Genomic DNA, 23,702 nt, shown 5'->3' on the forward strand with positions numbered 1-23,702 from the left:
GCAAGCTCCATCAGAAGGTATAGGACCAACCGACTAAGCCGGTGTACATAGTGTTCTTATTCAACACAGGACTGTCATAAGCACCGATAAATCGGCCGAAACTTGTGTTAAAGAAGATTTTGTTATTCGGTGACAGCTGCTTAATTACTGTTAAGCCTGACTGGACGCGAAACTTAGCGGACGATTGAAACTCTGTTAATCCTGAGCGCTCGGACTCAGCTGAGCTCACGCCGTAGTAGTAATTACTGATTTTGCTATCCCAATAATGTAAGCCGATCTCAGGTATCACTATGATTCCTGCTGTATGGAAAGGCCGGCCTACAGTGGCGGAAGAAGCGATGCCGTTATGTTTGCCTGTAATATCCCGCAATAAATTTGCTTTTAAGAAGTAAGCGTTAAGTTGATATTTGAGTTCTGCTCCAGCCAAGGCAGTAAATTGTCTTTTATCCAATTTTGAAATCGCTAGGTCCCGCGATTTATTTGGATCTAAGTAGCTAGCTGCTGGCGCCAGCTTGAATGAGAAATTTAAGTTATCACGCTGATATAACTGATAACTTATATCAAGACCATTTAAACTAAAGCGTTCGCCCCGATATGAGATCCAAGGCAGCATCAGGTTTTCTGAAGCAATACCTTTGTATGGCGAGCCATAATTTACTGCAGCGACGCCCAGCTCAAATTCAGCAGCCTGGGCAGTTGGCAGGCTGGCGAACAGGCCTAATTGGATTGCCAGAAGGGTGATGACACCAATTTGTTTCATTACTATATACCTCATCATTAATCATTGAATGCCTTACAACGGTTGTATTGCTACAGCCGGTAAGGCGTCGAGATGATAAGATTAAGGTAGTTGGTTTATCTCATTAATTGTTGTAAAAAATAATTAAGCAATTGATTCGTATAATTATTCTAAATCTTCCATTTCTGGTTCATCCGAGCCTCGTAGCGCATTCTTTTTTAATATCCGGGCTTTTGCTTTCTCAAGAAGTTCTAGTCGCTTTTTGTCCGCCTCGGTAAGTTCAGGCTTGCTGGTGAGTTCGAGAATTTGCTGCTCTATTTTATTCAACGCATCCTGGTCAATTGCAAGCCTTTGCTTGAAACTGCCCTCCAGTAATTTAAGCAATAAATCGGGATCGTGTTGCACGGTGAGTTCTTCTGGTGTATTTTCCATCGTGACAGCTACTGTTGTCTGATTAAGTAACCCCGCATTTTGTAACTTTTCTTCATTGATCCGAGCCATCTCTGCTCTTACGAGCTCCAGAAAGTGGGGTTGGTCCTTTGCAATAGCTGCAAACGGGGCGAAATCGAACAATTGTATTGACAGCGTCTCGCCTGATTGGGTAGTGAAAGTATAGAGGTTCATGCTTTATCTGCCTGTAATTGGGGATATATCATGGTTAGCTGCCATTCGTCAGTTGCCGAATCCAGCCCTTTGTTAACGATTGAAAAACCCTGTTTTTGGTAGAAAGCTTTAGCCTGATGATTCTGTAAAAATACATTTAGCCGTAGTTGGGTTCTCAGTGTTTTAACATGGTTTAAAAGTTGTTTGCCTATGCCTTTACCCTGCTGCTCTGGTGCGATGAAGAGCGCAGCAATGGTATCGTCCATTAAAGATACAAAGCCTGCGATGCCTTGAGCACTCTGATATAGATAATTTTCAGCTGCAGGCAGATACAGTTCTTTCATTAGTTTTTGATTAGCCAGCCAGTATGTTGCCGGTATGAAATAATGCGATTTCAAGGATGCTTGCAACCAGATCCTGCTCAGAAGATCGTATTCTGTAGATTGCGCGAGTCTTATTGCCATTGCATATCCTGTGAGCTTGGGTGATGTAATTCTTCACTGAGCAAAATCTAGCGCTCACGTGGGCGGTACTTTGCATTTAATTTAAAAGCCTCTAACTTAAGAGGAGCGTTGCCAGTTATACCTGTTCCCCAAAGTTGCCGCCTTTCTCCTTCTTTATAGAGCGCAGGAAGACTCGTTTTATTAGTCGCATGAATTCACTCCTATAGTTCGAGGAAATGTTCTCTCTACTTCATCTACCAATAGTAATTAGTTGCCTGTAGATCGTGAGGTTAAGAATTATAAATTTTTCAATTTTAATGTGGCTTAACTTGCCTGCTTTCTGCTTTTCATCACACTGCGCTGTGATATGAGCATAAGTTTCGCCTATACAGCCATTTATTGGTCAATTTTGCGAAACCTGGCTGGTTTGAGTTGTAATGATTAGCTTATGCACTTGTTATTATTGAGTATTTTTATTGGCAGGGGATTTGCTTTCTCAACATACTGCCTAAGCTAGGAGGAATTATGAAATCAAAGTTACATTTAATACTATTACTTGTGGGTTCGGCGATGGCTGGGTCTGCAATGGCAACAGAAAGTTACGACGCGATTTTCACTGCGCACTTCGCAAAGGACGAGCCAGGTGCAAACGTCCTGGTTATGAAGAATAACGAAGTGATTTATCAGCAAGCATTCGGGAAAGCAGACTTAGGTCTCGATGTTGATATGGGTAATAATATGTTGTTCCCAATCGGCTCTATCAGTAAACAATTTACCGCAGTAGCAATCTTAAAGTTGGTTGAACAAGAGAAAATAAACCTAGATAACGCAGTCTCTCACTATTTGCCAGACTTTCCAGATCTTAGTCATACCATTACCATCCGGCATTTACTCACTCATACATCTGGCTTGGAAAACTATATCGCCCGTCAGGAGTGGCGTCAGCATTGGCGAAACGATTTTTCGCTAAAAGATATGCGACAGCACTATGTTCACTACCCATTAAAGTTTGCGCCAGGACAACAGTTTGATTACAGCAATTCTGGCTATTTGCTGCTGGCGGAAATCATAGAAGCGGTATCAGGAATGAGCTACGCCGACTTTGTGGGTAAATATCTGTTTGAACCAGCCAGCATGCCAAATAGTGTTCAATTGGATAACTTTACTGTCTATAAGAATATGCCCAGAGGATACATTCCTCATGGTACAGGTAACCGATTGGCAGACTTTGTCAGTATGACACACATGGTTGGTCCTGGGTCATTAGCTAGCACTGTTCAAGATTTGTCGAATTGGAATAAAGCCTTATTTAATGGTGCGATTATCAATGAATCATTATTACGAGAAGCGCTGAGTAGTTACCAATTAAATAATAACGAACTTAGTGATTATGGTTTTGGTTGGGAACTGAAATCTATCAGGGGCAAAAGTTCTTATGAACACGGCGGCTATATGTATGGCTATTTTAGTGCAATGCTGACGGTGCCTGATGAAAACATCTTAGTTGTCATTTTGACCAACAGCCGAAAGCTTGATCCCAGGGAGTTGGCAGTAAAAGCAGCTGCCACAGCAATGAAGTTGCCTTTTCCTAAGGCAGATTATATCGAAACTTCCACTGATATCGCTGAACAATGGGTTGGCGTTTATCGCGATGAAAATAACATCGAACGTACCATAGGTTTGTTGGATAACTCCCTCTATATCCGGCGCGGTAATGGACAGCGGTGGCCCCTAAAACTGAGTAGAGCTGGATACCTGCATTATGAACAAGGTTTAAGTTATCTCGCTTTATCTGACGATGGTAAGACGCTTGAGTTGCATCAGAGAGAAGGCGTTTCATCTCGTTCGGTTAAGTTAAGCTCAGACGTTAAACCTATTGTAACTCAGAAGCTTAACCAAGAGCATCTTAGTTTGATAGCTGGTACATATCAGCTAGCAGAGAGCTTTAATCTTACTGTCTTTGCAGAGGATGGTCGGATTTTTATACAGGGAACCGGGCAGAATGCGGGGGAGGTGCTAGCCTATTCACCACTACACTTGTTCGCTCCGCATGATAACGCTGAATTTGTCTTTGCGAAAGATGAGCATGGCGGCGTCAGTCACCTTAAGCTGATTCAAGGGGGGCAGGAATATCTCGCTCCAAAAATAAATCTTTAAACTCAGAAGCCTGGCCTTGATAAGTAAAGGTCAGGTAACGGTAGCTCATGCCCTTTCTAAGGATTAAGAAGTGTTTGGTTCAAATAAGTTTGTAATAAATGACAAATGGTACTTTGATGCAGAGCAGCGGACGCTCAGTTGTGGCGCTAAGTTTGTAACATTGGAAAAGCAGCACGCCATACTGTTAGTTTATCTGGTAAAGCATCATCATCAGGTGTTAAGTAAAGAGAACTTACTTGAAGACAACTGGCAAGGTCGAGTAGTAAGTGAGGAGAATCTTACTGTCGCCATAAGTAGATTACGTAAAGTTTTCGACGATAACCCGCGCTGTCCGGAATATATAAAAACTATACCCACCGTGGGTTATCAATTTGTGGCCACTGTCGCTTCATCTATTACAGAGGAGTCGGCTCTAAAGCGTAACAAGGGCAGTTACTACAAAAGACACTATTTTGCGGTAATATTATTAGTGGCAATGACCGTAGCACCGAAAATACATAGTTATATCTCACATACCGCATTTTCAAGCATTGCATCTGAATCGATAACGCAAACTTATGACGCACTTGTTGCGCAGTCACGTGCTGTGGCTCCTGAAGATACCGAACAGCTGATAAGAAAATGGCAAAGCTACGTAGGACAGTTTCCTGAGCATGCTGAGGCGCACTTACAACTGGCAAAGCTGGAAATAAGCGCTTTGAGTTGGATGGAGGCAACCGATACTATCCGCCTTTCTGAAGTAACCAGCTTGCTACATAAGGCAATTGCGTTTGATACAGAACAGGCGGAGGCTTGGTCTTGGTTGGCCAGATTATATTTCTGGCACAAGTCCGATTACGCTGTTGCTGAAGCTTATTTTCGGGAGGCACTTAAATGGCAACCGACAGCAGAAACCTTTTATGCTTACGCTGAAATGTTGTTGGCTCAAGGTCGATTCAACGAGGCTAATCAATGTATTGAAAGCGCCAGGCAATCCAAACCGCATCACTACACTTTTCCCAGATTAGCTTGGGCTTATCAGCTTAGTGGCAGAACCGAGGACGCTTGGAGAGAGCTACAACGAATTCGTGCTACCGGTATCCTGGATCGAATCTGGCATATTTCGGCGCTGAGAATCAGCGATGCTATGGGGTTGCCAGACGAGAGTTATCGCTCGATGCAGTGGTTGTTGCAGCAGACTGAACAAGGTAAAGCTCTGCTCGTCAGTACCGACAGTATTTACCAGACACAAGGTTTGCCGGCAGTTTATCAATTTTTATTATCGCAGCGATTTGAACCTGATATCGGTCATTACGTTCCCCCGTTGTCTTGGGCACGTTACGCTATTCTGGCCGGTGATGACTCTCTGGCATTAGTTTACTTTAAGCAAGCAATGGAACAAAGGCAGGCTCCATTGCTTTGGGCTGCGGTTGATCCTGTTTATCAACCAATAAGTGAAAGCCCCGAATTTGGGGCTTGGCTCAGGACTATAAAGCTAGCCGCTTTCAAGCACGCTCAAATAAAATAGTGTAGGCATATACACCGCTATGCCAAAAGCTGCTATGCGGCAATAGTTGATAAACCCGCCAGCCATTAGCTTGCTCCTTACTGAGCAACATCTCTAGTGCCTGATGATCCACCTGGAAATAACGTGTTTTATTAAAGTAAACGATTTTTTGCATAAGACCCTCTCGCATTATATTACTTAACTGCGTAGACCATCAGCTCGCCGTCGGTTGTGACAAGAATCAGCTTATCCTGATACCAAAGCGGTGAGCTAAGAAAGCCCCCGCTATGCAGAATCCGCTGCATACTACTATATAAGTTGTTGTACCAGCCTGAGGTTGCCATCCCTTTGTAATCAAAGCGTCCTGTACTTTTGGCGATGGCACCGAATCTGTTTTCTTCTGCGCCACGGCTGCGAATTTTCGTTAAGATCTGGCCATCCTTTTTATTGATAACGTAAAAGTTTCCCGCCATATTGCCTACCATCACAGCATTATCTGAGTGGAGGGGGGAACTGTAGGTCCAGACTTTGGTATCAATCCGCCATTTTTCCTCACCAGTTTGTTTATTTAAAGCGATAAATTGTCCTGTATCGGAAGTACCGAAATAAATTTGATGCTCATCGACGAGAGGAGTAGGAACAACCCACGAACGCTTGACATCATAGCGCCAGTTTAGCGTGCCGTTTTCCAATTGAATCGAATATAAATACCCATCGCGTGAACCCAAAAATACGGTGTTGCCATCTACTACTGGCGAGGATTGAATACCCAACCAAGTGCTAAACTCTTGTTCAGTCTCCGTTTGATAACGCCATTTTTCCTTACCGGAGTCTGCCTCCAAAGCATAAAGCGCACCGTCCCAGCTGCCTATTAGCAAGATATTGTCTGTCAACGCTGGTGATGAGTGGACTACACCACCTGTTTTAAACGACCATTTTAGTTTGCCATTGGATGTGGCTAGAGCGTAAACGCGATTATCACTACTGCCGAAGAAAACAGTATCGTTGGCAACCAATGGTGAAGACAACCAGAAATCCCAGGGGTCTGTTACGGGTTGGTCAGTTTGCGTAACGCCATACAGTCTCGGTGCTGCGAACCGCTGCTCACCGCCTGTTTTAAATGACCAATTTACTGTGCCATGCGCAATATCAAGTGCGTACAGATGCCCATCCATACTCAAGACAAACAGTTGTCCGTCTGCTATCGCCGGTGTAGAACTCAAAGCCTCTTGGGCTACGAAAATCCATTTTATTGCCATGGTTTCCAGCTCAATGGCGTATAAATTGCCATTTTCAGCGGCAATAAAAGCTATTCCATCATTTACAATAGGAGAGCTGGCTACCGTAGTTGGTAGTTTTAAGGATGCAGCATAGGTTAATTGCTCTACCGTAACAGGAAGCGCAGTGGGATTGTTGAATGTATTACTTCGAAAACGCAGGCTGTCATTAGCTATTGTTTGCATGCTGCAAAATGAGATTGCAATAACAAAAGTGCATAACCAATTAAGGGTTATAAAGCGGCGCAATGCTGCCTTAAAAAAATTCATTTTCATGTCCTCACTTTGTTCAACTTGCTTGTTCAAAAAAATCAAAGAGTGTATGTCGATAACGGCGAGACATAATCAGCTTTGTTCCGCAGCGAAGAAGCACTTCGGCATCCCCTTGGTATCCAGGCCTTAGTTCGACAATATCATCTTTACGTACTATCGATGTCCGGTGAATCCTAGCGAAGATGGTTGGGTCCAATTTCTCCATAACGGCCGACAAGGTATTTCGTTGCAGATACACTTTGTTTTGTGGGTACACATGAATTTCAACGTAGTTACCAGCGCTGCTTATGCGGCAAATATCGTCAATGTTAATAATTTTCAAGCGACCTGGCTCTCTGATCGTGAGCCGGGTTGGATAATCAGAGCTTTCAGGGCGTTGATTGTATTGCTGGTTAACTTGAAAGGCGGTGAGCTTAGTGAGCATCAATGATAACCGCTTTAGCGTAATGGGTTTGATAATTAAATCCAAAGCCCCCAGCTTGAGAGCAGTGATACCATGACGTAATCGAGAAGAGAACAATACCAAGCCCGGCAAAGCTGCCGTGGCTACGACAGTTTCAACTTCTCTGATACTTAGGTTGTCCATATCACAGAATAACAGCACAGGTTGTTGAAATTCTGGATAGCTGATGATGTCAGTCATTTTGCATACTGATGCACAATGCTTGTAATTATTAATTGTTGTCAGAAAGCTATGTAATGTGCTTGCAGTTTCAGTGTCAAATCCGATTAAGAAGTAAGACGGCTTCATAAAGGTTCCTCTGATAGTCGCTGTGTGAGGCAAGTGTGTTATGGGGGATATTAAAAATCCTGAAGATGGGATTAATTTTGCTTCTTAATAAAAATTAGTCTTAGGTTAGATACATGTGTTTAAGGAGCAATGTTCTGTGAGCACTTATATCCCTTGGGTTTAGTGCTGGTGCTGAGCGATTTCATTAAGCGGATAAGGGATTTTAAGTTCGTACTAATCTTAGTTTGCTTATCGTTTACTTAGTAAAACTTTAAGCTCTAATGTCTCGGGTTTGATTTTGTTAGCAAATTTAAAAAGTTAACTATGCCACCAGAAATGACAGCATAGTTAACTAACATGTCATTAATTAGAAATCGTAACTGATACCCACTGTTAAACGTTGACCAATCATGTCATACGCGCCACCTTGGTTATACATAAAGGGGCGACGCGGCGGTGTTTTATCAAACATATTGAGCAGTCCCAAGCGTAACTCCAATGCATCGCTGTATCGGTAACGCGATGTTAGATCAAAGGTTGTGTATGAGGGAACATCATTGAAATTGTTCTGATTCGGAGTCCATCTATTACTTAACACCGAAGCAGAACGATGGTTTACCGTTAATGCCGCACTTAGATTGCCGAAACTGTAATCCGTGATGAATCGATGTTTCCAACGAGGTCTTAGTTGCTCGCCTGTATTATCTACTTCATCCTCTGCAAAACCAGTAGCATTAAACTTACGTGTTTGCAGATAAGTTGAAATCATTCTAAAACCAAAAGCGCCAATATCTGTATCAAAACGGTAGTTCAACTCTGTATCAACACCCGCTGTTTTGCTAAGTGCTGAATTTATTGGTTTTTCGAAATAATTAATGATATCAAAAGTCTCTGGATCTCGTTCAATAAGAGGGCAAAACGGATTATCGAGGCTGGAAGACTGGTAACAATAGTTGACGACATCAGGGCCTTGGAAGCGGTTAATGACGTCAGACATATCAAAAGCCCAGTAATCCATAGTTAAACTCAAGCCTTTTACTGTGCTTGGAGTAAATACAAAGCCAACGGTAATATCTTTTGCTACTTCATTGCTTAACTCAGTATTGCCGATAATAAAACCTGGCCTTGTTGAGCTAAACCAATCGGCTGTAGGCTCAAAGTCTTCGGGGATTCCCTGTGCTGCACAGTTATTAAGGATATTCTGCCGGTAGGTTTCATTTAAACCTGCGCGACTGCTTACCGCACATGGATCAACTAGCCGCCGGAATGTTTGTCCTGGTGGGTTAAACAGCTCCCCAATATTCGGGGCTCTAACAGATTTAGATTTATTCAAACGCACTCTCAGGTCATCATAAACCTCCCAGTTAAGACCAAGTTTCCAAGCTGTATCACTTCCGGTAACAGAGTAGTCCATATAGCGACCAGCGACTTCCAGAGTAACATTTTTGGCCAACACTATATCTGAGATCAGTGGGACTGAAAATTCAGCAGATAATTCGCTGACGTCAAACTTTCCATACAGCGGATCCGACTTATTATTAAATAATTGACCTGAACGCATCGCAGGATCTGGCAGGGTGCTTGCAATTTCCTTACGGTATTCTGCGCTTAGTGCCGATGATAGCCATCCTGCAGGTAACTCCAGAATATCGCCGCTGACACTTATACCAGCAACATGTTGTTGGATTGAGGAGCGTCTGATAGCATCAGTAGAAACCCAATCATATGCTCTTTGGTCGTAAAGCTCCCGGCCAAAGACATTTAATGGTACGCAACCATTAGCTCTGGCTGTAGCATCGCGACAAACGATTTCGCCATCGGAATTTTTTATTGCGTCAACCGCCTGGTAGAAACGTTGCTCAAACATTTCTCCTTTCCAAATCGAATCAGCTTGTACATGTCCGCTTGTAATATAGGTTTGATAGTTCCAATTCTCTGAGATTTCACCTTCTAAACCAAGAGCAAACCTGGCAAGAGTGCGTTCCTGAAAATATTGCCTATTGCCAAAATCGTTTGCTAGATAACCGACACTTACGCTGGCATCTTCGTTTGCGTTTCTTACCAGTTCAGCAGCTTCAGGCGATAAAAAAGCATTATCAGCTTTTAACGAAAAGCCAAGGAAGGCCGGCGAGCTTTCTCCATATGCTTTAGTTCTGGAATAGTTTACTTCCATAGTTAACTGGTGGGCATTGCTAAGCTCGTAATTCATATTGCTAACAAAATTAATACGATCTAACGGAGTTCGCATAAATGAGACTTCAGCAAAGTTATATCCCTCGCCACCCAAATAATCTTTGTGACCGCTTGGTAGCGTAGGTAGCTCTTCTCCCAGAATTTGTTCTCTTACTTTTCCTGAAGCATCAAACGTATATCGTTTACCATTTGAAACGAAAGAGCCAGTATTTGTGAACCCTGGGCGAACTTGGCGGCCCAGCCCCCAAAATATCTGAGCCGGCTCACCGATAATATTACTTGTATTGCGAACAACGATAGGTGCGTCACGCAGAAAGTCTCGGTCCATAAAGCTAATTTGTTTTTGCCGGGCGAAGCTCAGATTACTAATAAAGCTTGCTTTACCTGCTGACGAACCAAAAGTAAATGAAGCATATTCCTCTTCACCGCCTTTTTGGGAAGGTCTGCTGGTTGAAAGATCGACCGTAACACCATCATAGGATTTTTTTGTAATGATATTTACCACACCAGCAACTGCATCTGAACCATAAACTGCCGAAGCTCCGCCAGTGGTAATTTCAACCCGTTCAATAATCGCAGTGGGTATATTGTTTAGGTCAACTGCTGATGAGCCTGGTGCGCCAGCAACAAACCGTCGGCCATTGACGAGTACTAAAGTCCTACTTTCTCCCAAACCTCGTAAATCTGTAGTATTTAAACCACTGGCAAAAATAAAATTGTTACTTGTTTCTGGCGATAAACCCACTAAGGTAGAAGGCATTTTGTGTAGGAGATCTGCAACGTTCACGACGCCAGCTTCTACTAAACTATCACCAGTAATTACTGTAACAGGTGAAGGGGACAGTTCGCCTATCCTTTTTATACGGGAGCCTGTAACTTCAATTCTTTCAACATTTCGAGCTTCCGTTGACTCGTTTGCAATAGCGGAAGTGCCAATTACTGTTAGAGGTAATGCGTATAGTATTGAACGAAGATTGGTAGTAACTTTGTTAACCTTCATTTTCTCTCCTTGGATTGATATGTTTGTTATTTTTTGAAGAGCTAATCTCTCCAAATCGAGCATATTTCATACTCGCGCTTGCCTTCCATTGATTTGACGCCAATGCAATTAAAGTGATGATATTCGGCAGGGGCTTTAACTGGGCTGCTGGCTGTGGTGACAGTTAGTCATTTTATTGAAATTAATAAAGGGTGTTTCTATCGTTTTTAAAAACGTAATTATTAGGTAGCTACTTTTATTTGAGTGTAATAAAAATAGAGACTAAAGCCTGTAAATGAGGTTTGAACGGGATGGTTTTGATTGCGAAGTTGGGTGCTTGGTCGAAAAAGCCGCTAAACTAATTATAATGAATAGTGTATAAAGCAGCGGTTCCTAAAAATTGATCACGATGCTTAAGATAACGAAAGCTAGGTATAGTTTTGATGAGTTCTGAAGAAAAATACAGCGATTTAATAAGTTTTATCATTAATGACAGTTGGCATTTTGATCCAAAGCGTAACTTACTAAAGCACAATAGTGACGAACGTTCTTATGAGCTTGAGCATCAACTGGTTGTACTATTAGTTTACTTTATAACTAACCAGCAACAAATTCTTTCTAAAGAGCAGTTATTAAAAGATAATTGGCCAGGAAAGGTTGTTAATGACGAGAATCTTACCGTAGCTGTAAGTAAGTTACGTAAACATTTCTCTGACAACTCTAAACAACCCGAGGTGATCAAAACAATACCTGGCAAGGGTTATCAGTTTGTTGCAAGCGTAGCGCAGGCGCCCTTAGAGAAAGTTTTGAGAGCTGACAAGTTTAATCTTTTGCTCCCCATTTTTTCGACCTGTATTGTCGTTTTCATTGCAGCTTGGTTTATCCTCAACTTTGGCCACTACAACCAAGCTTCTCAAGCGCTCCCTATTGAGCAAAGCGCAAATGTTTCAGAACTTGAGCAGTTGATTGCCAATTCAGAGAACGCGGACATAGACGATTTAGCAGTTCTTATTCAAGCTTGGCATAGTGAACTGCAACGTAATCCTGAGCAGACTCTTGCCTATTGGTATTTGGCTAAGTTAAAAATTGAGCTTTTGGGACCTTGGATTGGAGAGCGCATCAAGCATTTTGATGAGCTAAGTGCATTACTAAAAAAAACGCTTGAGTACGATAAAACAAATGCTGACGCTTGGTATTGGCTCGGCAACTTATATTTTTGGCATAAATTGGATTTCTCTACCGCAGAGTCGCACCTGCTAAAGGCTATTAGCCTGAAAGAAGATCCGCGCTATATTATTCAGTATAGTGAATTGTTGGTAGCACAAGGTAAGTTTGACCAGGTTTTTGAGCTAGCCGCTCAGGTCAGGTTAAAGATGCCTAACCTATTTGCGTTTCCGGGTTTGGCATGGGTATATCAATTAAGCGGCAAGCCAGAAAGGGGGTGGTTAGAGCTGCAACGTATTAAACAGACTGAAATTGACTCATACCCATGGCATTGTTCTGCTGTAAGGATTAGTCAACAGCTTGGTTATGATGAGGAGGGATTCAAGTCATTATTATGGTTGCTGGAGAATACGGACAAAGGAATGCCACATGTTATTACAGTAAGAGAGATCTTTAATTCCTCTGGATTGAAAGCTGTATACCAATACTTGCTGGATGTTAAGTTTGATGGTGATATTGGACATTATTTACCACCCTTGTCTTGGGCAAGATACGCGCTTGTTGCTGAAGATCCAACTGCAGAACATTATTTTGAGCAGGCAGTCAAACAGAGGCAGCTGCCTCTGTTATGGGCGGGTTATGACCAAATTTATACCTCGATACATAATAGTAAGCCTTTTGAAAGCTGGATAAAAATGCTTAATGATTAGAGATGTTTTTAAATTAAACAATAACGTTTGTTTCACTTCCTCTTTTGTCGGACCGTTGAAGGTAACTTGCCTGCCAATTCCGATTCCTGAGTTTTGGTCCTTAAAAGATATCGCATTTAGCTTTAGATCTGCAGGTATTCTTATAAGTTTATCTACCTTAATGCTAGTGTTTTAAGTTAATGCTGGCTTGTACATTGAGCCACTCACTTATTTTTTGTCTTGTTGATTCAGAGAATGCGAGTTCACTCCACTTCCCCTGGAAACACTTTGGAGCAATTTTAAAGGAGTGCTCCTCCCCCGCTCCAATAAAGTATTCGAAATTCTGCGGTAAATTCCCTGAGAAAATACGGTCCAGGGCTTCAAGGCTTAAACGTACACTGACTAAAGGGTCATTTTCCCCAAACAACATAAGCAGAGGTTTGTTAATGCTTTTTAGATAAGACTCTGGATCGAAATCCTTTATTAAATTAAGTTGTCGCAGGTTGCCTTTCCAGCCAACTAATGAAATAAAAAACAGATCTCTTTGCACTTTTCGGCTGGCTTTTTTGAAGGCGGCTATCTCGTCTAAACCATCTTCACAGGCGATTTTGCTGGCTGCATCATTTATCATCTGTTTTCTGACACTAAAAGTTGGGCCTGCCATACTTATTCCACCAGCAAAAATCTCGGGATACTCTGCCAAAGCAATTTGTACAATCCAGCCGCCTTGACTGTGGCCAACGATAAATATTCTTTCGGGGTCAACAAAGTCGTAATCACGAATATGCAGGGCAACGTTGCGCGCGTCCAATGCACGTTGTTCAAAGGTGGTTGTGTACCAAACGCCCTCTGAGGCGCCAAGGCCTCTTTTGTCAAAATAAGCAATGGCAAATCCTTGTTCCAACAACTGATTATCGAAAAAAAATTCAGTTGTACGTTTGTAATTGGCCATAGTTGAACCTACACCTGAACCCACCACAAACACTATTATTGGTTGAGGTTTAGTTATATGTCGATTTCGTAAAATATATCCATCTAACGCAAGGCCGTCGCTTTGTGCTTTAAAGTTTTGTTGCACAATGTCGAGTGGGTAACTGTTAGCTTTAGCCATGGTTGATGCCAATATAAGCAGCATGATAAAAACAATCAGTATCAAAATAAGCAAGAGTTTCTTTAACATCGTCGTTCTCCTGATTTACTTGGTAATATAAAATCTAATTCGAGGTAACACTTGTGATTTTGAGGATGTCTCACTGCCTGAGTTGATCACAAGTTAAATCTGCATTTTATGGAATTTAATAAAAATTAACCTCTCATCAAATCACCTTTAATTAACGCGTCATAATTCTCAATTTTGATAGATAGTTATATAATTTAATGTGTTAGGTGTTTTTTAAGGCATGAAATACAGCGTGGGATCTTTGGAGTGATCTGAAAAATCACAAAGTTTAATGAGCTGGCCTTGATTCACCTGCTGACTAACGCTAACCATGAATTTCGCTAATTGAAATGAATTAAATTACGCAAGAGCGTGGCAGCTAATGTACGTCAGATATCTGTCGTATCGACAAAAACGGCAAATTGATCCCGAGATTGGTCAGTTCTTCGTTGGTGATTAGTCGTCTTACTCCTATTGAAAAAGCTAGTCAGCTATTTCAAAACATCCGATTTAAACGAGATACACTTTCGGCTGCCAGATGATTTCCTCTTTATAAACATACCACCTGTTCACTAAGGTCTTGTTAGTTATATCGTTTTTAAAATCGCCTGACCAATACTCCAAGGCAAATTGATTTTGCCCGTAATTAAAATTAATAAATTTTAATTACGGGTTACGGGCGCGAAAGTACTAGGATAACAATTACGACTAATTAAGTATGACGGAAGATTTCTATGAATTTAAAGACATTAATAGTATTTGGCTTAATTTTGATGAATTTTCATTCGGCCACTCTCCTAGCTTCGCAAGGTGAAGTGACAAACTTGTTGCAGAAAATTGAAGTTAAAGCCATAGAGCAGAAGTCTGATAGGGTATTCGTTGTTCGTGATGGTAAGCCATTACTATCATACAAGTTATCGGAAGTAGAGCAGCCAATAGAGCTCATGTCAGCTTATAAATCAATTGTTGCATTGGCGATAGGTAGGTTATTAATTAACGAGCAGCTATCTTCATTAGATATACCGGTGCATCATTTTTATCCAGAGTGGAGGCAAGGTCGCAAAGCCGAAATTACGGTTAGGCATTTGCTTAACCACACATCTGGCCTGCAGAATGTAAATAATGCTGGTGAAGAAATTTATCCTAGTCCGGACGTCATTCAACTAGCACTCGCCGCTGAGTTATCTGACGAGCCAGGTGCTGCTGCCAGATATAATAATAAGGCTGTAAATTTGCTTGCTGGCGTAATTATGAGAGCATCTGGTATGCGGATGGACAAGTTTTTAGTACAAGAGTTGTTTACCCCTTTAGAGATTACCGAGTATAAATTTTACTATGATGCCGCCGGTAATCCACATGCAATGGCTGGATTAGAGCTCAAAGCGTCTGATGTGGTGAAGCTCGGCCAATTGGTAGCTGATTTTGGACTGTGGCAAGGAGAGCCGTTGGTAACCCAAGCTTACGTTGAGGAAATGCTAGGTCAGAGCCAGCCATTAAGAGAGAACTTAGGGTTGCTATGGTGGCGCCAATCGTTCTTTGCTCCAAATGGTCAAACATATTGGTTGTATTATGCTCAAGGGTATCTTGGCCAATACATCATGGTGGTTCCTGAGCTGAAACTGATTGGTGTTCGTCAGCTAAGACGTCCAGAACATTACAATTTTTCAGAAGTTGAATTCAAAGAGTTTAAGCCTTTAATGATAGAACTTGCTCAAGTAATACTTGCATCGCAATCAATCAAGGAAGTTGTACATGATTAAAATGCTTCTCTCTACTTTGCTTGTGATCATGTTTTTTTCGAGTGATAAAGTTAATGCCGCTACTGCTTTTATTAATGGTCACTGGTACCAAGATTCCCATTTTGTTAAGCAAACAATGTATGTTGAGAATAGTGTCTTTGTTAAGCATCCGAGCGCAAGTATCAGCAAAGTAGTAGATTTACGTGGAGGCTTTGTAGTACCGCCGCTGGCGGAGGCACATAATCATAACCTACAGAATCCCTGGTTGGCGGAGCGCTTTAGTAACCAGTATATTCAATCTGGGATCTTCTACGGCTTGATGATGTGCGGAAATAAAGATGCCACTGAGGCTAGTCGGAATATTCTGGCATCTACAAACCTTAAGGTAGCTTTTGCTAGTGCATGTATCTCAAGTTCTGATGGCCATCCGTTACGCATGGCATTGACGGTAGAGGAGGGGCAGCCTGTGCCGTTACCGATTGAAATATATGATAAATCTTACATTGTGATCGATGATATTGATGATATTTTACTAAAATGGCCTTTGATTGAGGCGTCTCGCCCTGATATCGTGAAGCTGATGTTAGTTAATAGCGAAGATGAAAGTCGTCGGGGAAATAAAAGATTTTTTGGGATTAACGGGCTAAAACCTGAAGTCATATCGCCACTTACCGCATTTTTACATGAAAATGGGCTACGAGTCGCCGCCCATGTCGATTCAGCTGCTGATTTTGCACTTGCAGTAAAAGCAGGAGTGGATATTATTGCGCATTTACCAGGTTATAACTGGCCAGAGTCATACAGAGCCGACACTTATTTGCTAGATAAAGAAGTGATTGCGTTAGCTGGTCAATCTGGCACTAAAGTAATTGCAACGGCTGGGGTAACGGCGTTATTCAACCACACTCCGGAAAGAAAAGAAGAGATCATTTCTATCCAGAAATCCAATCTTCAGCGTCTTAAAGCTGCGGGAGTGCCAATTCTAGTAGGCTCTGATAGATTTGATAGTGATGTTCGTTCCGAGCTGTACTATCTTGAGAGTTTGGGCGTCTTTTCCAGAGAAGAACTATTACACATGGCCGTTACGGCTACAGTTCAGGCTATATGGCCTGACGAAAAGCTTGGTAAACTTATTGAGGGATATCAAGCAGATTTTCTGGTTTTGGCAGTAAATCCCTTGCTTGGATTGAATGCATTTGAACAAATTCAACTAAAAGTAGCTAAGGGCGAGCTACTTGAGAACTGATAGCGTCATTTTACTTTTGAGCATTTTAATCTGTATGACTATGATTCCTCTAAGGGCTCTAATATTTCAGAGTAAGAGTAAATCGTTATAGCGCTGAAGTTAAGCATTTGTTTTGGAAAGGAATAAGGCGCTGTTAGGCGCCTTATTCCTAAGCTGCTTACTGGCAAGCCAGCGCGGTTGCAGTGCTAGTCGCCAGCAGGCGGGCATCAGCCAGGCTCAGGTTAAGTGCGCCCTCGCTTTGAATAGTAAAGACGTTTAATACCTGCGTTAGGTTAAGGCCTTGCTCTTGCAGGCAGCTTAAGCTGATCTGCAGCGTTTGCCACTCGCCTTCCGGCATGGCTGCCAGTGCAGCAGCAATATTCTGGCTGGCCTGACACTCAGCACCGCAGTTCATCCCTAACAGCACACTATCGGGTACCGGGCCATTACGCATTAACTTCACCGCGAGTTGGCTTTCAGCGCCGACAAAGGTGCGTAAATCTCTGGGGAAGGTGCTGCTAAAGCTAAAGCCCGCATTGGCCGTACCACTGAATTCAAAACGACGGGCATCTTCCTGCACCTGATTATCAAAGGTACGGCTACGGATAGCGCCAAACTCCTGCACGCTGCTGGTTACTGCGATACGCTCGTTGTCGCTTAACAATTGTAATTGCCAGGGCGAGCGCGGTGCGCGTTCAAAAATCACTTGCTCAGCGCTGCCTGCGGCATCGCCACTGTCTTCCGATAAAGTACCCGGTAGTTGGTCTGCTTCGCCGTAGCGCAAGCCAAAGCCATAGGGCAATAACGGTTGATAATTGGCATCACCCATATTCACAGTTGCTTGCTGCGGTGTGGCTGGCCAGGAGAAAGACAGTTTACCGGTAAAGTCGTGTTGAATGGCACCTGTACTGTCGCGCAGAATGACATCGGCGACGCCTTCGCCTTCGCTACCCGGTAGCCATACTGCAACGAAGGCATCCGAGGCATTTAGCTCGGGGTTAACCCACATCGGCCGGCCGCTAATAAATAGCGACACTACTGGGATCCCCTGGGCTTTTAGCTGTTGCAGCAAGGCCAGATCGGCTTTATTACCGCGCTGGAATTCCAGATTATCCAAGTCGCCATTACCTTCGGCGTAAGGTTCTTCACCGAAAACGACAATGGCCACATCGGGTTTTTCGTTAAAGCTGCCATCGTTTGATAGCTCTACGCTACCGCCTGCGGCTCGTACCTGGCGGGCAATACCGCCATAAATGGAGGTGCCGCCAGGGAAGTCGGCATTGGTATTGCCCGTACCCTGCCAACTAATAGTCCAGCCACCGGCTTGTTGACCAATATTATCGGCACCTGGCCCGGTTACCAAAATACGCTGCTGCGGATTTAGTGGCAGTAATTGCTGATTATTTTTTAGCAGCACCAGCGATTGGCGCACGGCATCACGCGCTACGGCCCGGTGTTCAGCTGCACCAATCAGCTCGGTTCTGCCCGCTAAGGGCCGCTTTGCCGGGCTGGGTTTTTCAAACAGGCCTGCGCGTTTTTTCACCCGCAAAATACGGCGTACTGCATCGTTAATGCGCTCTTCCGGGATGGCGCCCTGTTTTACTTGTTCAATCAGGTTGTAATACAGCGGTTTCCAGGCGGCGGTGGGCACCATATACACATCTAAGCCGGCATTGGCGGCCTGGACGCAATTATCGTTGGTACAGCCGGGAATTTGCCCGTGGCCATTCCAATCGCCCACTACAAAGCCATCAAAGCCCATGCGATCTTTCAGTACATCGGTTAACAGATAACGATCGCCATGAATTTTACTGCCATTCCAGCTGTTAAAAGAAGCCATTACCGTCTGGGCGCCGGCTTGCAAGCCACCGACGTAACCCTGGGCATGAATTTCAAATAACTCAGCTTCACTGACTTCGGTATTGCCCTGGTCAACACCACCGGTAGTACCGCCATCGCCAACAAAGTGTTTTACTGTGCTGATAACCCGACGCTCACTTAAAAAATCTTGATCTGCCGCGCCTTGTAAGCCACGAACTATGGCCGCCGCGTAGTCGTGCACAATTTGTGGGTTCTCTGAGTAACTCTCGTAGGTGCGGCCCCAGCGATCATCACGCACTACGGCAACGGTGGGCGCAAAGACCCAGTCAATACCGGTTGCCATTACTTCGCGCGCAGTGGCTTCAGCAATTTGTTCAATTAATGCCGGGTTATTCGCTGCCCCTAAACCGATATTGTGTGGGAAAATGGTCGCGCCAATTACATTATTATGACCATGTACCGCATCGGTACCCCACATAGTAGGAATAGCAATACCATCTAAGCTGGCATCCATCGACGCCTGATACATGGCTTCGGCTAAGGCTATCCAATCGGCGGGGGTGGCGTACTTGTTATCATTCGGAAAGGCACCGCCACCATTTAAGTAAGAGCCAAAACCATATTTGCGCATATCCTCTACCGTGATATCGCGGATTTCCGGTTGGATCATCTGGGCAATTTTTTGCTCCAGCGTCATTTTGGCTAATAGCTCGGAAATGGCTTGCTCCATCGCCGGCTCTTGCTTAACCGGCAGTTGCAATACCGGCCACACAGAAGCTTGGCTTACTGGCTCCGGCGCCTTACCGCAGCTACCTAGCGTAAAAGTGCTTGCTGAAATAATCATGGCCATAACGGTTTTCTTTAATCTCATCCGCTTATTCCTTTGAAGTAATAGTTGCTTGCGGGATGCAGCCTTTTAAACCATAAAAGGCAATATACAAATAACAGACTAATGGCAGGATAAATGCCAGCTGCACACCAATTTGATCGGCCAGCATGCCTTGCAGTAATGGCAGAATAGCGCCCCCCACAATGGCCAGACATAAAATGCCAGAGCCCTGGCTGGTGTATTGCTTCAGGCCAGCAATGGCTAAACTAAAAATAGTAGGGAACATAATAGAGTTACATAAACCGACCAGCAATAAAGACCACATAGCCAGCTTGCCAGAAGACAGAATAGTCAGCGCCAGCAGCAATACCGCCATCAAGGCATTAAAGGCTAATACTTTGCCTGGGTTCAGCTTCTGCATTACCGCAGCGCCAATAAAGCGGCCCACCATGGCGCCACCAAAATACCAGGAAATATAATGCGAAGCGGCGGCGGCTGTCATTCCACCAATTTCCGGCATCGACAGATAAATAGCTAAAAAGCTACCAATACCAACTTCGGCACCCACATAAACAAAAATACCTAAAGCGCCCAATACCAAATGCCGTTGTTTCCAGGCTTCACCGCCTATCGGCAGCGCCTCTGAGGCATCTTTTTTACCCATGGCCGGTAATTTTAACCAGGCAAAGATAATGGCCAGTACGATTAAACTGGCTGCCAGAATTAAATAGGGAATTTGCACTGTGGACTCGGTAATTTCACCCGCCACCGGTTGTGGCGCATTCATGCCGCCAAAAATTAGCCAGGCACCAAAAAACGGCGCTACGGTAGTGCCTAAAGAGTTAAAGGCCTGAGTCATGGTCAAGCGGCTAGAAGCCGTTTCCGGCTTGCCCATCACGCTCACGTAGGGGTTAGCCGCGACCTGTAAAATGGTAATGCCAGACGCTAAGACAAAGAGTGCGAATAAAAACATCCCATACACATGCATAGCGGCAGCTGGCACGAAGAGTAAACAGCCGGCACCGGCAATCAGCAGGCCGGTGACAATGCCCGATTTATAGCCAATACGGCTAACCAGCATGCCTGCCGGTACCGACACCACAAAGTAGGCGCTGAAAAAGCAAAATTGGATCAGCATGGCTTGGGTATAGTTTAAATCGAACAGTAGTTTTAGGTAGGGGATCAAAATGTCATTAAGGCAGGTAATAAAGCCCCACATAAAAAATAGTGAGGTGAGCGCGGTGAGCGCAAAGCGATAATTATTTGGTCCGCCTGGTTGTTCGCCAGCCACCGGCGAGGTAATAGGTATTGATGCCATCTCGGTTCCCCTGTCATTTCTGTTTTAATTGACGTTCGTGCAAGCCGCGTCTAGTATTAATGTAAGCGCTTTCATTTATAGCATACTGACAGCTGATCGCAATATTTTTCAGCATCTGGGCACAAGAACAAGGCAAAAGAACATTGATATGAAACCAATCTTATTACCGACAGACTCTGCGCTACTGCAGCAAAGCTTTACTTTTGGTGTTGCCACCGCGGCTTTTCAAATTGAAGGTGCGGCAGCAGAACGTGAACCCTGCATTTGGGATACCTTTTGTGCCGAACCTGGCCGGATAAAAGATGGCTCTAATGGACTGGTAGCCTGTGATCACTTTAACCGCTGGCGCGAAGATATTGCATTGATTGCCAGTTTAGGGGTAGATGCCTATCGTTTTTCCATTGCCTGGGGGCGGGTCATTCGAGCTGATGGCTCGGTAAACGAACAAGGTTTAGCATTTTATATTGGCTTACTAGACGAATTACGCGCGCGTAATATCAAAGCTTATGTCACCCTCTATCACTGGGATTTGCCACAGTATTTGCAAGATAAAGGTGGTTGGCTAAACCGTGATACGGCCTATCGTTTTGCCGACTATGCTGAGGTAGTTAGTAAGGCTTTTGGTGATCGGGTGTATTCCTATGCCACTTTAAACGAGCCTTTTTGCAGCGCCTATCTTGGTTATGAGGCGGGTATTCATGCACCTGGCGAGCAAAACCGTCAGGCCGGCCGGCAGGCGGCGCATCACTTATTACTGGCGCATGGCTTAGCCATGCCGGTATTACGCCGTAATTGCCCTACGGCACTCACCGGTATTGTTTTAAACTTTAGTCCTTGCTTTGCCGCGAGTGACAGCGAGGCGGATCGCAGGGCAGCGAAATTAGCCGATCAGTATCATAATCACTGGTACTTACAGCCGTTACTTGAAGGCTGCTACCCCGATTTAAGTGGGCAGTTAGCGACTACTGATTTACCGCGCACTGAGGCCGGCGATTTAGCCATTATTGCCCAGCCGCTGGACTTTTTAGGGGTAAATTATTATACCCGTACCGTATTCACTGCCCGCGAAGATGGTTGGTTTTCTGATGTTAAACCCAGCATCACGCCCCTAACCGATATGGGCTGGGAGATTTACCCACAAGGCTTAACAGAGATGTTAGTGCAGTTGCTGCAGCGTTATGCTTTACCTCCCATCTATATTACCGAAAATGGCGCTGCTATGGTGGATACTCTACAGCAGGGTAAAGTGGCAGACGCTGATCGTTTGGCTTATTACCAACAGCATTTATTGGCTACGGATGCTGCCATTCGCGCTGGGGTGGATGTGCGCGGTTACTTTGCCTGGAGTTTGTTAGATAACTTTGAATGGGCCGAAGGCTATGCGAAACGTTTTGGCATAGTGTATGTTGATTACCAAAGTCAGCAACGCACCATTAAAGCCAGTGGTTTAGCTTTGCAAGCGTTGTGGCGTAACCGCTTTAAAAAATAATAAAGATACCGCAACAGGGTAAGCAATAATGCTGACAAAAAAAGAGAAAGTGGCCTACGGCCTTGGGGATACCGCCAGTAACATCATCTTTCAAACGGTGATGTTATTTCTAACGTTTTTTTATACCGATATCTTTGGTATTTCGCCAGCTGTAGTAGGCACGCTGTTTTTGGTGGTGCGTATTGTGGATGCGATTACCGATCCGCTAATGGGCGCCCTGGCCGATAAAACCCAAAGCCGCTTTGGCCAATATCGGCCCTATTTACTGTATCTGGCGCTGCCATTTGGCTTAATAAGTGTCTTGGCCTTTACCACACCCGATTTAACCCCAACCGGTAAAGTCTGGTATGCCTTTACTACCTATACCTTACTGATGCTGGCTTATACCGCTATTAATATCCCGTATTCTGCGTTGGGCGGGGCCTTAACGGCCGATCCTAACGAGCGGGTGTCGGTGCAATCTTATCGTTTTGTATTTGGTATGCTGGGCGGCTTATTAGTGACTGCCTGCACCTTGCCTTTGGTGGCGTGGTTTGGGCAAGGCGATCAGGCGAAAGGTTACCAGTTGACCATTGCCGCGATGAGTTTGTTGGGTGTGGTGCTATTTGTCCTGTGCTTTTTAGGCACCCGTGAGCGGGTAGCCTGCCCCCCGAACCAAACATTAACGCTCAAAAGTGGCTTACAAACCCTATGGCAAAACAACGCCTGGCGGGTGCTAAGCTTAGCGGCTTTGCTGCTGCTAATTGGCATGGTGCTGCGCAATACCCTGGCCATCTACTACGTAAAGTACTACCTGCAACAGGATGATTTTGTTACCACCTTTATGACCATTGGTATGATCGGCAATATTTTAGGCTGCGCCAGTGCACAGTTTGTTGCCGCCCGCGTCGACAAGTTAAAAGCCTATATCGCTTTACAGCTCATTGCTGCAGTCATATGCGCGGCGGGCTTTTTGGTACAACCCGATCAACTTTGGCTGGCAACCGCTATGCATTTTGCCTGGTGTTTCTTTTTACAAATGGCCACACCCATATTATGGGCGAAGATGGCAGATGTGGTCGATTACGGCCAGTGGCAAAGTGGCATGAGAGTGACCGGTTTGGTGTATTCTTCGGTGGTCTTTTTTATTAAGCTTGGTTTAGCGCTGGGCGGTGCCTTTGCTGGCTGGTTATTGGCTTATTATCAGTACCAACCCAATATGGTACAAACGATAGAAACCCAACAAGGTATTTTATTGTGCTTTACCTTGCTACCCGCTTTGGCGTCGGTATTGGTGGCGATGGTGATGGCGCGTTATCCACTAACGCAGGGCAAGGTGCAACAAATTGCTAATGAATTGGCAGAGCGTCAGGCAAAACCAGTATAATGCAGTGTGATTTAACAAGGATC

General features: G+C 44.2%; 17 protein-coding genes. 7 read left to right on the plus strand and 10 right to left on the minus strand.

Annotated elements, in window-relative coordinates; genetic code table 11:
- Nucleotides 1–10 precede the first annotated feature (10 nt).
- The 3 genes from IE163_RS00470 to IE163_RS00480 form a co-directional block, all read right to left on the minus strand.
- Entirely contained in the window at nt 11–760 is a 750-nt protein-coding gene (locus tag IE163_RS00470) for a MipA/OmpV family protein (protein ID WP_189429163.1), read from the minus strand.
- A 144-nt stretch (nt 761–904) separates the two neighbouring features.
- Complete coding sequence (locus tag IE163_RS00475; RefSeq protein ID WP_189429164.1) at nt 905–1,363, minus strand: hypothetical protein; 459 nt, start codon at nt 1,361–1,363, stop codon at nt 905–907.
- A complete protein-coding gene (locus IE163_RS00480) occupies nt 1,360–1,806 on the minus strand; it encodes a GNAT family N-acetyltransferase (protein ID WP_189429165.1) in 447 nt (148 codons plus the stop codon). Before IE163_RS00480 ends, IE163_RS00475 begins: the two co-directional genes overlap by 4 nt.
- 504 nt (nt 1,807–2,310) lie before the next feature.
- Here IE163_RS00480 and IE163_RS00485 point away from each other — a divergent pair.
- Both IE163_RS00485 and IE163_RS00490 read left to right on the plus strand, forming a co-directional pair.
- Entirely contained in the window at nt 2,311–3,942 is a 1,632-nt protein-coding gene (locus IE163_RS00485) for a serine hydrolase domain-containing protein (protein ID WP_189429166.1), read from the plus strand.
- A gap of 70 nt (nt 3,943–4,012) precedes the next feature.
- Nucleotides 4,013–5,449, plus strand: coding sequence for a winged helix-turn-helix domain-containing protein (locus IE163_RS00490; RefSeq protein ID WP_189429167.1), 1,437 nt, complete (start codon nt 4,013–4,015; stop codon nt 5,447–5,449).
- On the opposite strand, the gene IE163_RS00495 is transcribed toward IE163_RS00490, so the two are convergent.
- The 4 genes from IE163_RS00495 to IE163_RS00510 all read right to left on the minus strand — a co-directional run bounded on the left by IE163_RS00495 (nt 5,427) and on the right by IE163_RS00510 (nt 10,901).
- Complete coding sequence (locus IE163_RS00495) at nt 5,427–5,603, minus strand: hypothetical protein (RefSeq protein WP_189429168.1); 177 nt, start codon at nt 5,601–5,603, stop codon at nt 5,427–5,429. The genes IE163_RS00490 and IE163_RS00495 overlap by 23 nt on opposite strands.
- Nucleotides 5,604–5,622: 19 nt before the next feature.
- Nucleotides 5,623–6,981: an outer membrane protein assembly factor BamB family protein gene (locus IE163_RS00500; RefSeq protein WP_189429169.1), complete on the minus strand. Its 1,359-nt coding sequence runs from the start codon at nt 6,979–6,981 to the stop codon at nt 5,623–5,625.
- Between the two features lie 13 nt (nt 6,982–6,994).
- Entirely contained in the window at nt 6,995–7,729 is a 735-nt protein-coding gene (locus IE163_RS00505; RefSeq protein WP_189429170.1) for a LytTR family transcriptional regulator DNA-binding domain-containing protein, read from the minus strand.
- Nucleotides 7,730–8,075: 346 nt separating this feature from the next.
- The gene (locus IE163_RS00510) at nt 8,076–10,901 is read right to left on the minus strand and encodes a TonB-dependent receptor plug domain-containing protein (protein WP_189429171.1); all 2,826 of its coding nucleotides are present in this window, start codon (nt 10,899–10,901) and stop codon (nt 8,076–8,078) included.
- A 422-nt stretch (nt 10,902–11,323) separates the two neighbouring features.
- On the opposite strand from IE163_RS00510, the gene IE163_RS00515 reads away from it, so the two are divergent.
- A complete protein-coding gene (locus IE163_RS00515; RefSeq protein WP_189429172.1) occupies nt 11,324–12,754 on the plus strand; it encodes a winged helix-turn-helix domain-containing protein in 1,431 nt (476 codons plus the stop codon).
- Between the two features lie 163 nt (nt 12,755–12,917).
- On the opposite strand, the gene IE163_RS00520 is transcribed toward IE163_RS00515, so the two are convergent.
- Nucleotides 12,918–13,913 (minus strand): alpha/beta hydrolase family protein, encoded by a 996-nt coding sequence (locus tag IE163_RS00520; protein ID WP_189429173.1) that lies wholly within the window; start codon nt 13,911–13,913, stop codon nt 12,918–12,920.
- A gap of 713 nt (nt 13,914–14,626) precedes the next feature.
- On the opposite strand from IE163_RS00520, the gene IE163_RS00525 reads away from it, so the two are divergent.
- Together IE163_RS00525 and IE163_RS00530 are read left to right on the plus strand one after the other, a co-directional pair.
- Nucleotides 14,627–15,652, plus strand: a complete 1,026-nt coding sequence (locus tag IE163_RS00525) for a serine hydrolase domain-containing protein (RefSeq protein WP_189429174.1) — start codon at nt 14,627–14,629, stop codon at nt 15,650–15,652.
- The gene (locus IE163_RS00530) at nt 15,645–16,877 is read left to right on the plus strand and encodes an amidohydrolase family protein (protein ID WP_189429175.1); all 1,233 of its coding nucleotides are present in this window, start codon (nt 15,645–15,647) and stop codon (nt 16,875–16,877) included. Before IE163_RS00525 ends, IE163_RS00530 begins: the two co-directional genes overlap by 8 nt.
- A gap of 157 nt (nt 16,878–17,034) precedes the next feature.
- On the opposite strand, the gene IE163_RS00535 is transcribed toward IE163_RS00530, so the two are convergent.
- Both IE163_RS00535 and IE163_RS00540 read right to left on the minus strand, forming a co-directional pair.
- Nucleotides 17,035–19,548 carry a glycoside hydrolase family 3 protein gene (locus IE163_RS00535; RefSeq protein ID WP_189429176.1) on the minus strand — a complete coding sequence of 838 codons (2,514 nt, stop codon included), beginning with the start codon at nt 19,546–19,548 and terminating at the stop codon, nt 17,035–17,037.
- Between the two features lie 4 nt (nt 19,549–19,552).
- The gene (locus IE163_RS00540) at nt 19,553–20,824 is read right to left on the minus strand and encodes a sugar MFS transporter (RefSeq protein WP_189429177.1); all 1,272 of its coding nucleotides are present in this window, start codon (nt 20,822–20,824) and stop codon (nt 19,553–19,555) included.
- Nucleotides 20,825–20,972: 148 nt separating this feature from the next.
- Here IE163_RS00540 and IE163_RS00545 point away from each other — a divergent pair, with 148 nt between their 5' ends.
- Both IE163_RS00545 and IE163_RS00550 read left to right on the plus strand, forming a co-directional pair.
- A complete protein-coding gene (locus IE163_RS00545; RefSeq protein ID WP_189429178.1) occupies nt 20,973–22,313 on the plus strand; it encodes a GH1 family beta-glucosidase in 1,341 nt (446 codons plus the stop codon).
- A gap of 28 nt (nt 22,314–22,341) precedes the next feature.
- On the plus strand, nt 22,342–23,679 hold the full coding sequence (locus IE163_RS00550) for a glycoside-pentoside-hexuronide (GPH):cation symporter (RefSeq protein WP_189429179.1): 1,338 nt from the start codon (nt 22,342–22,344) through the stop codon (nt 23,677–23,679).
- Nucleotides 23,680–23,702 lie beyond the last annotated feature (23 nt).

Source organism: Alishewanella longhuensis (assembly GCF_014653435.1).
In the GTDB taxonomy this organism is placed as follows: Bacteria; Pseudomonadota; Gammaproteobacteria; order Enterobacterales; family Alteromonadaceae; genus Alishewanella; species Alishewanella longhuensis.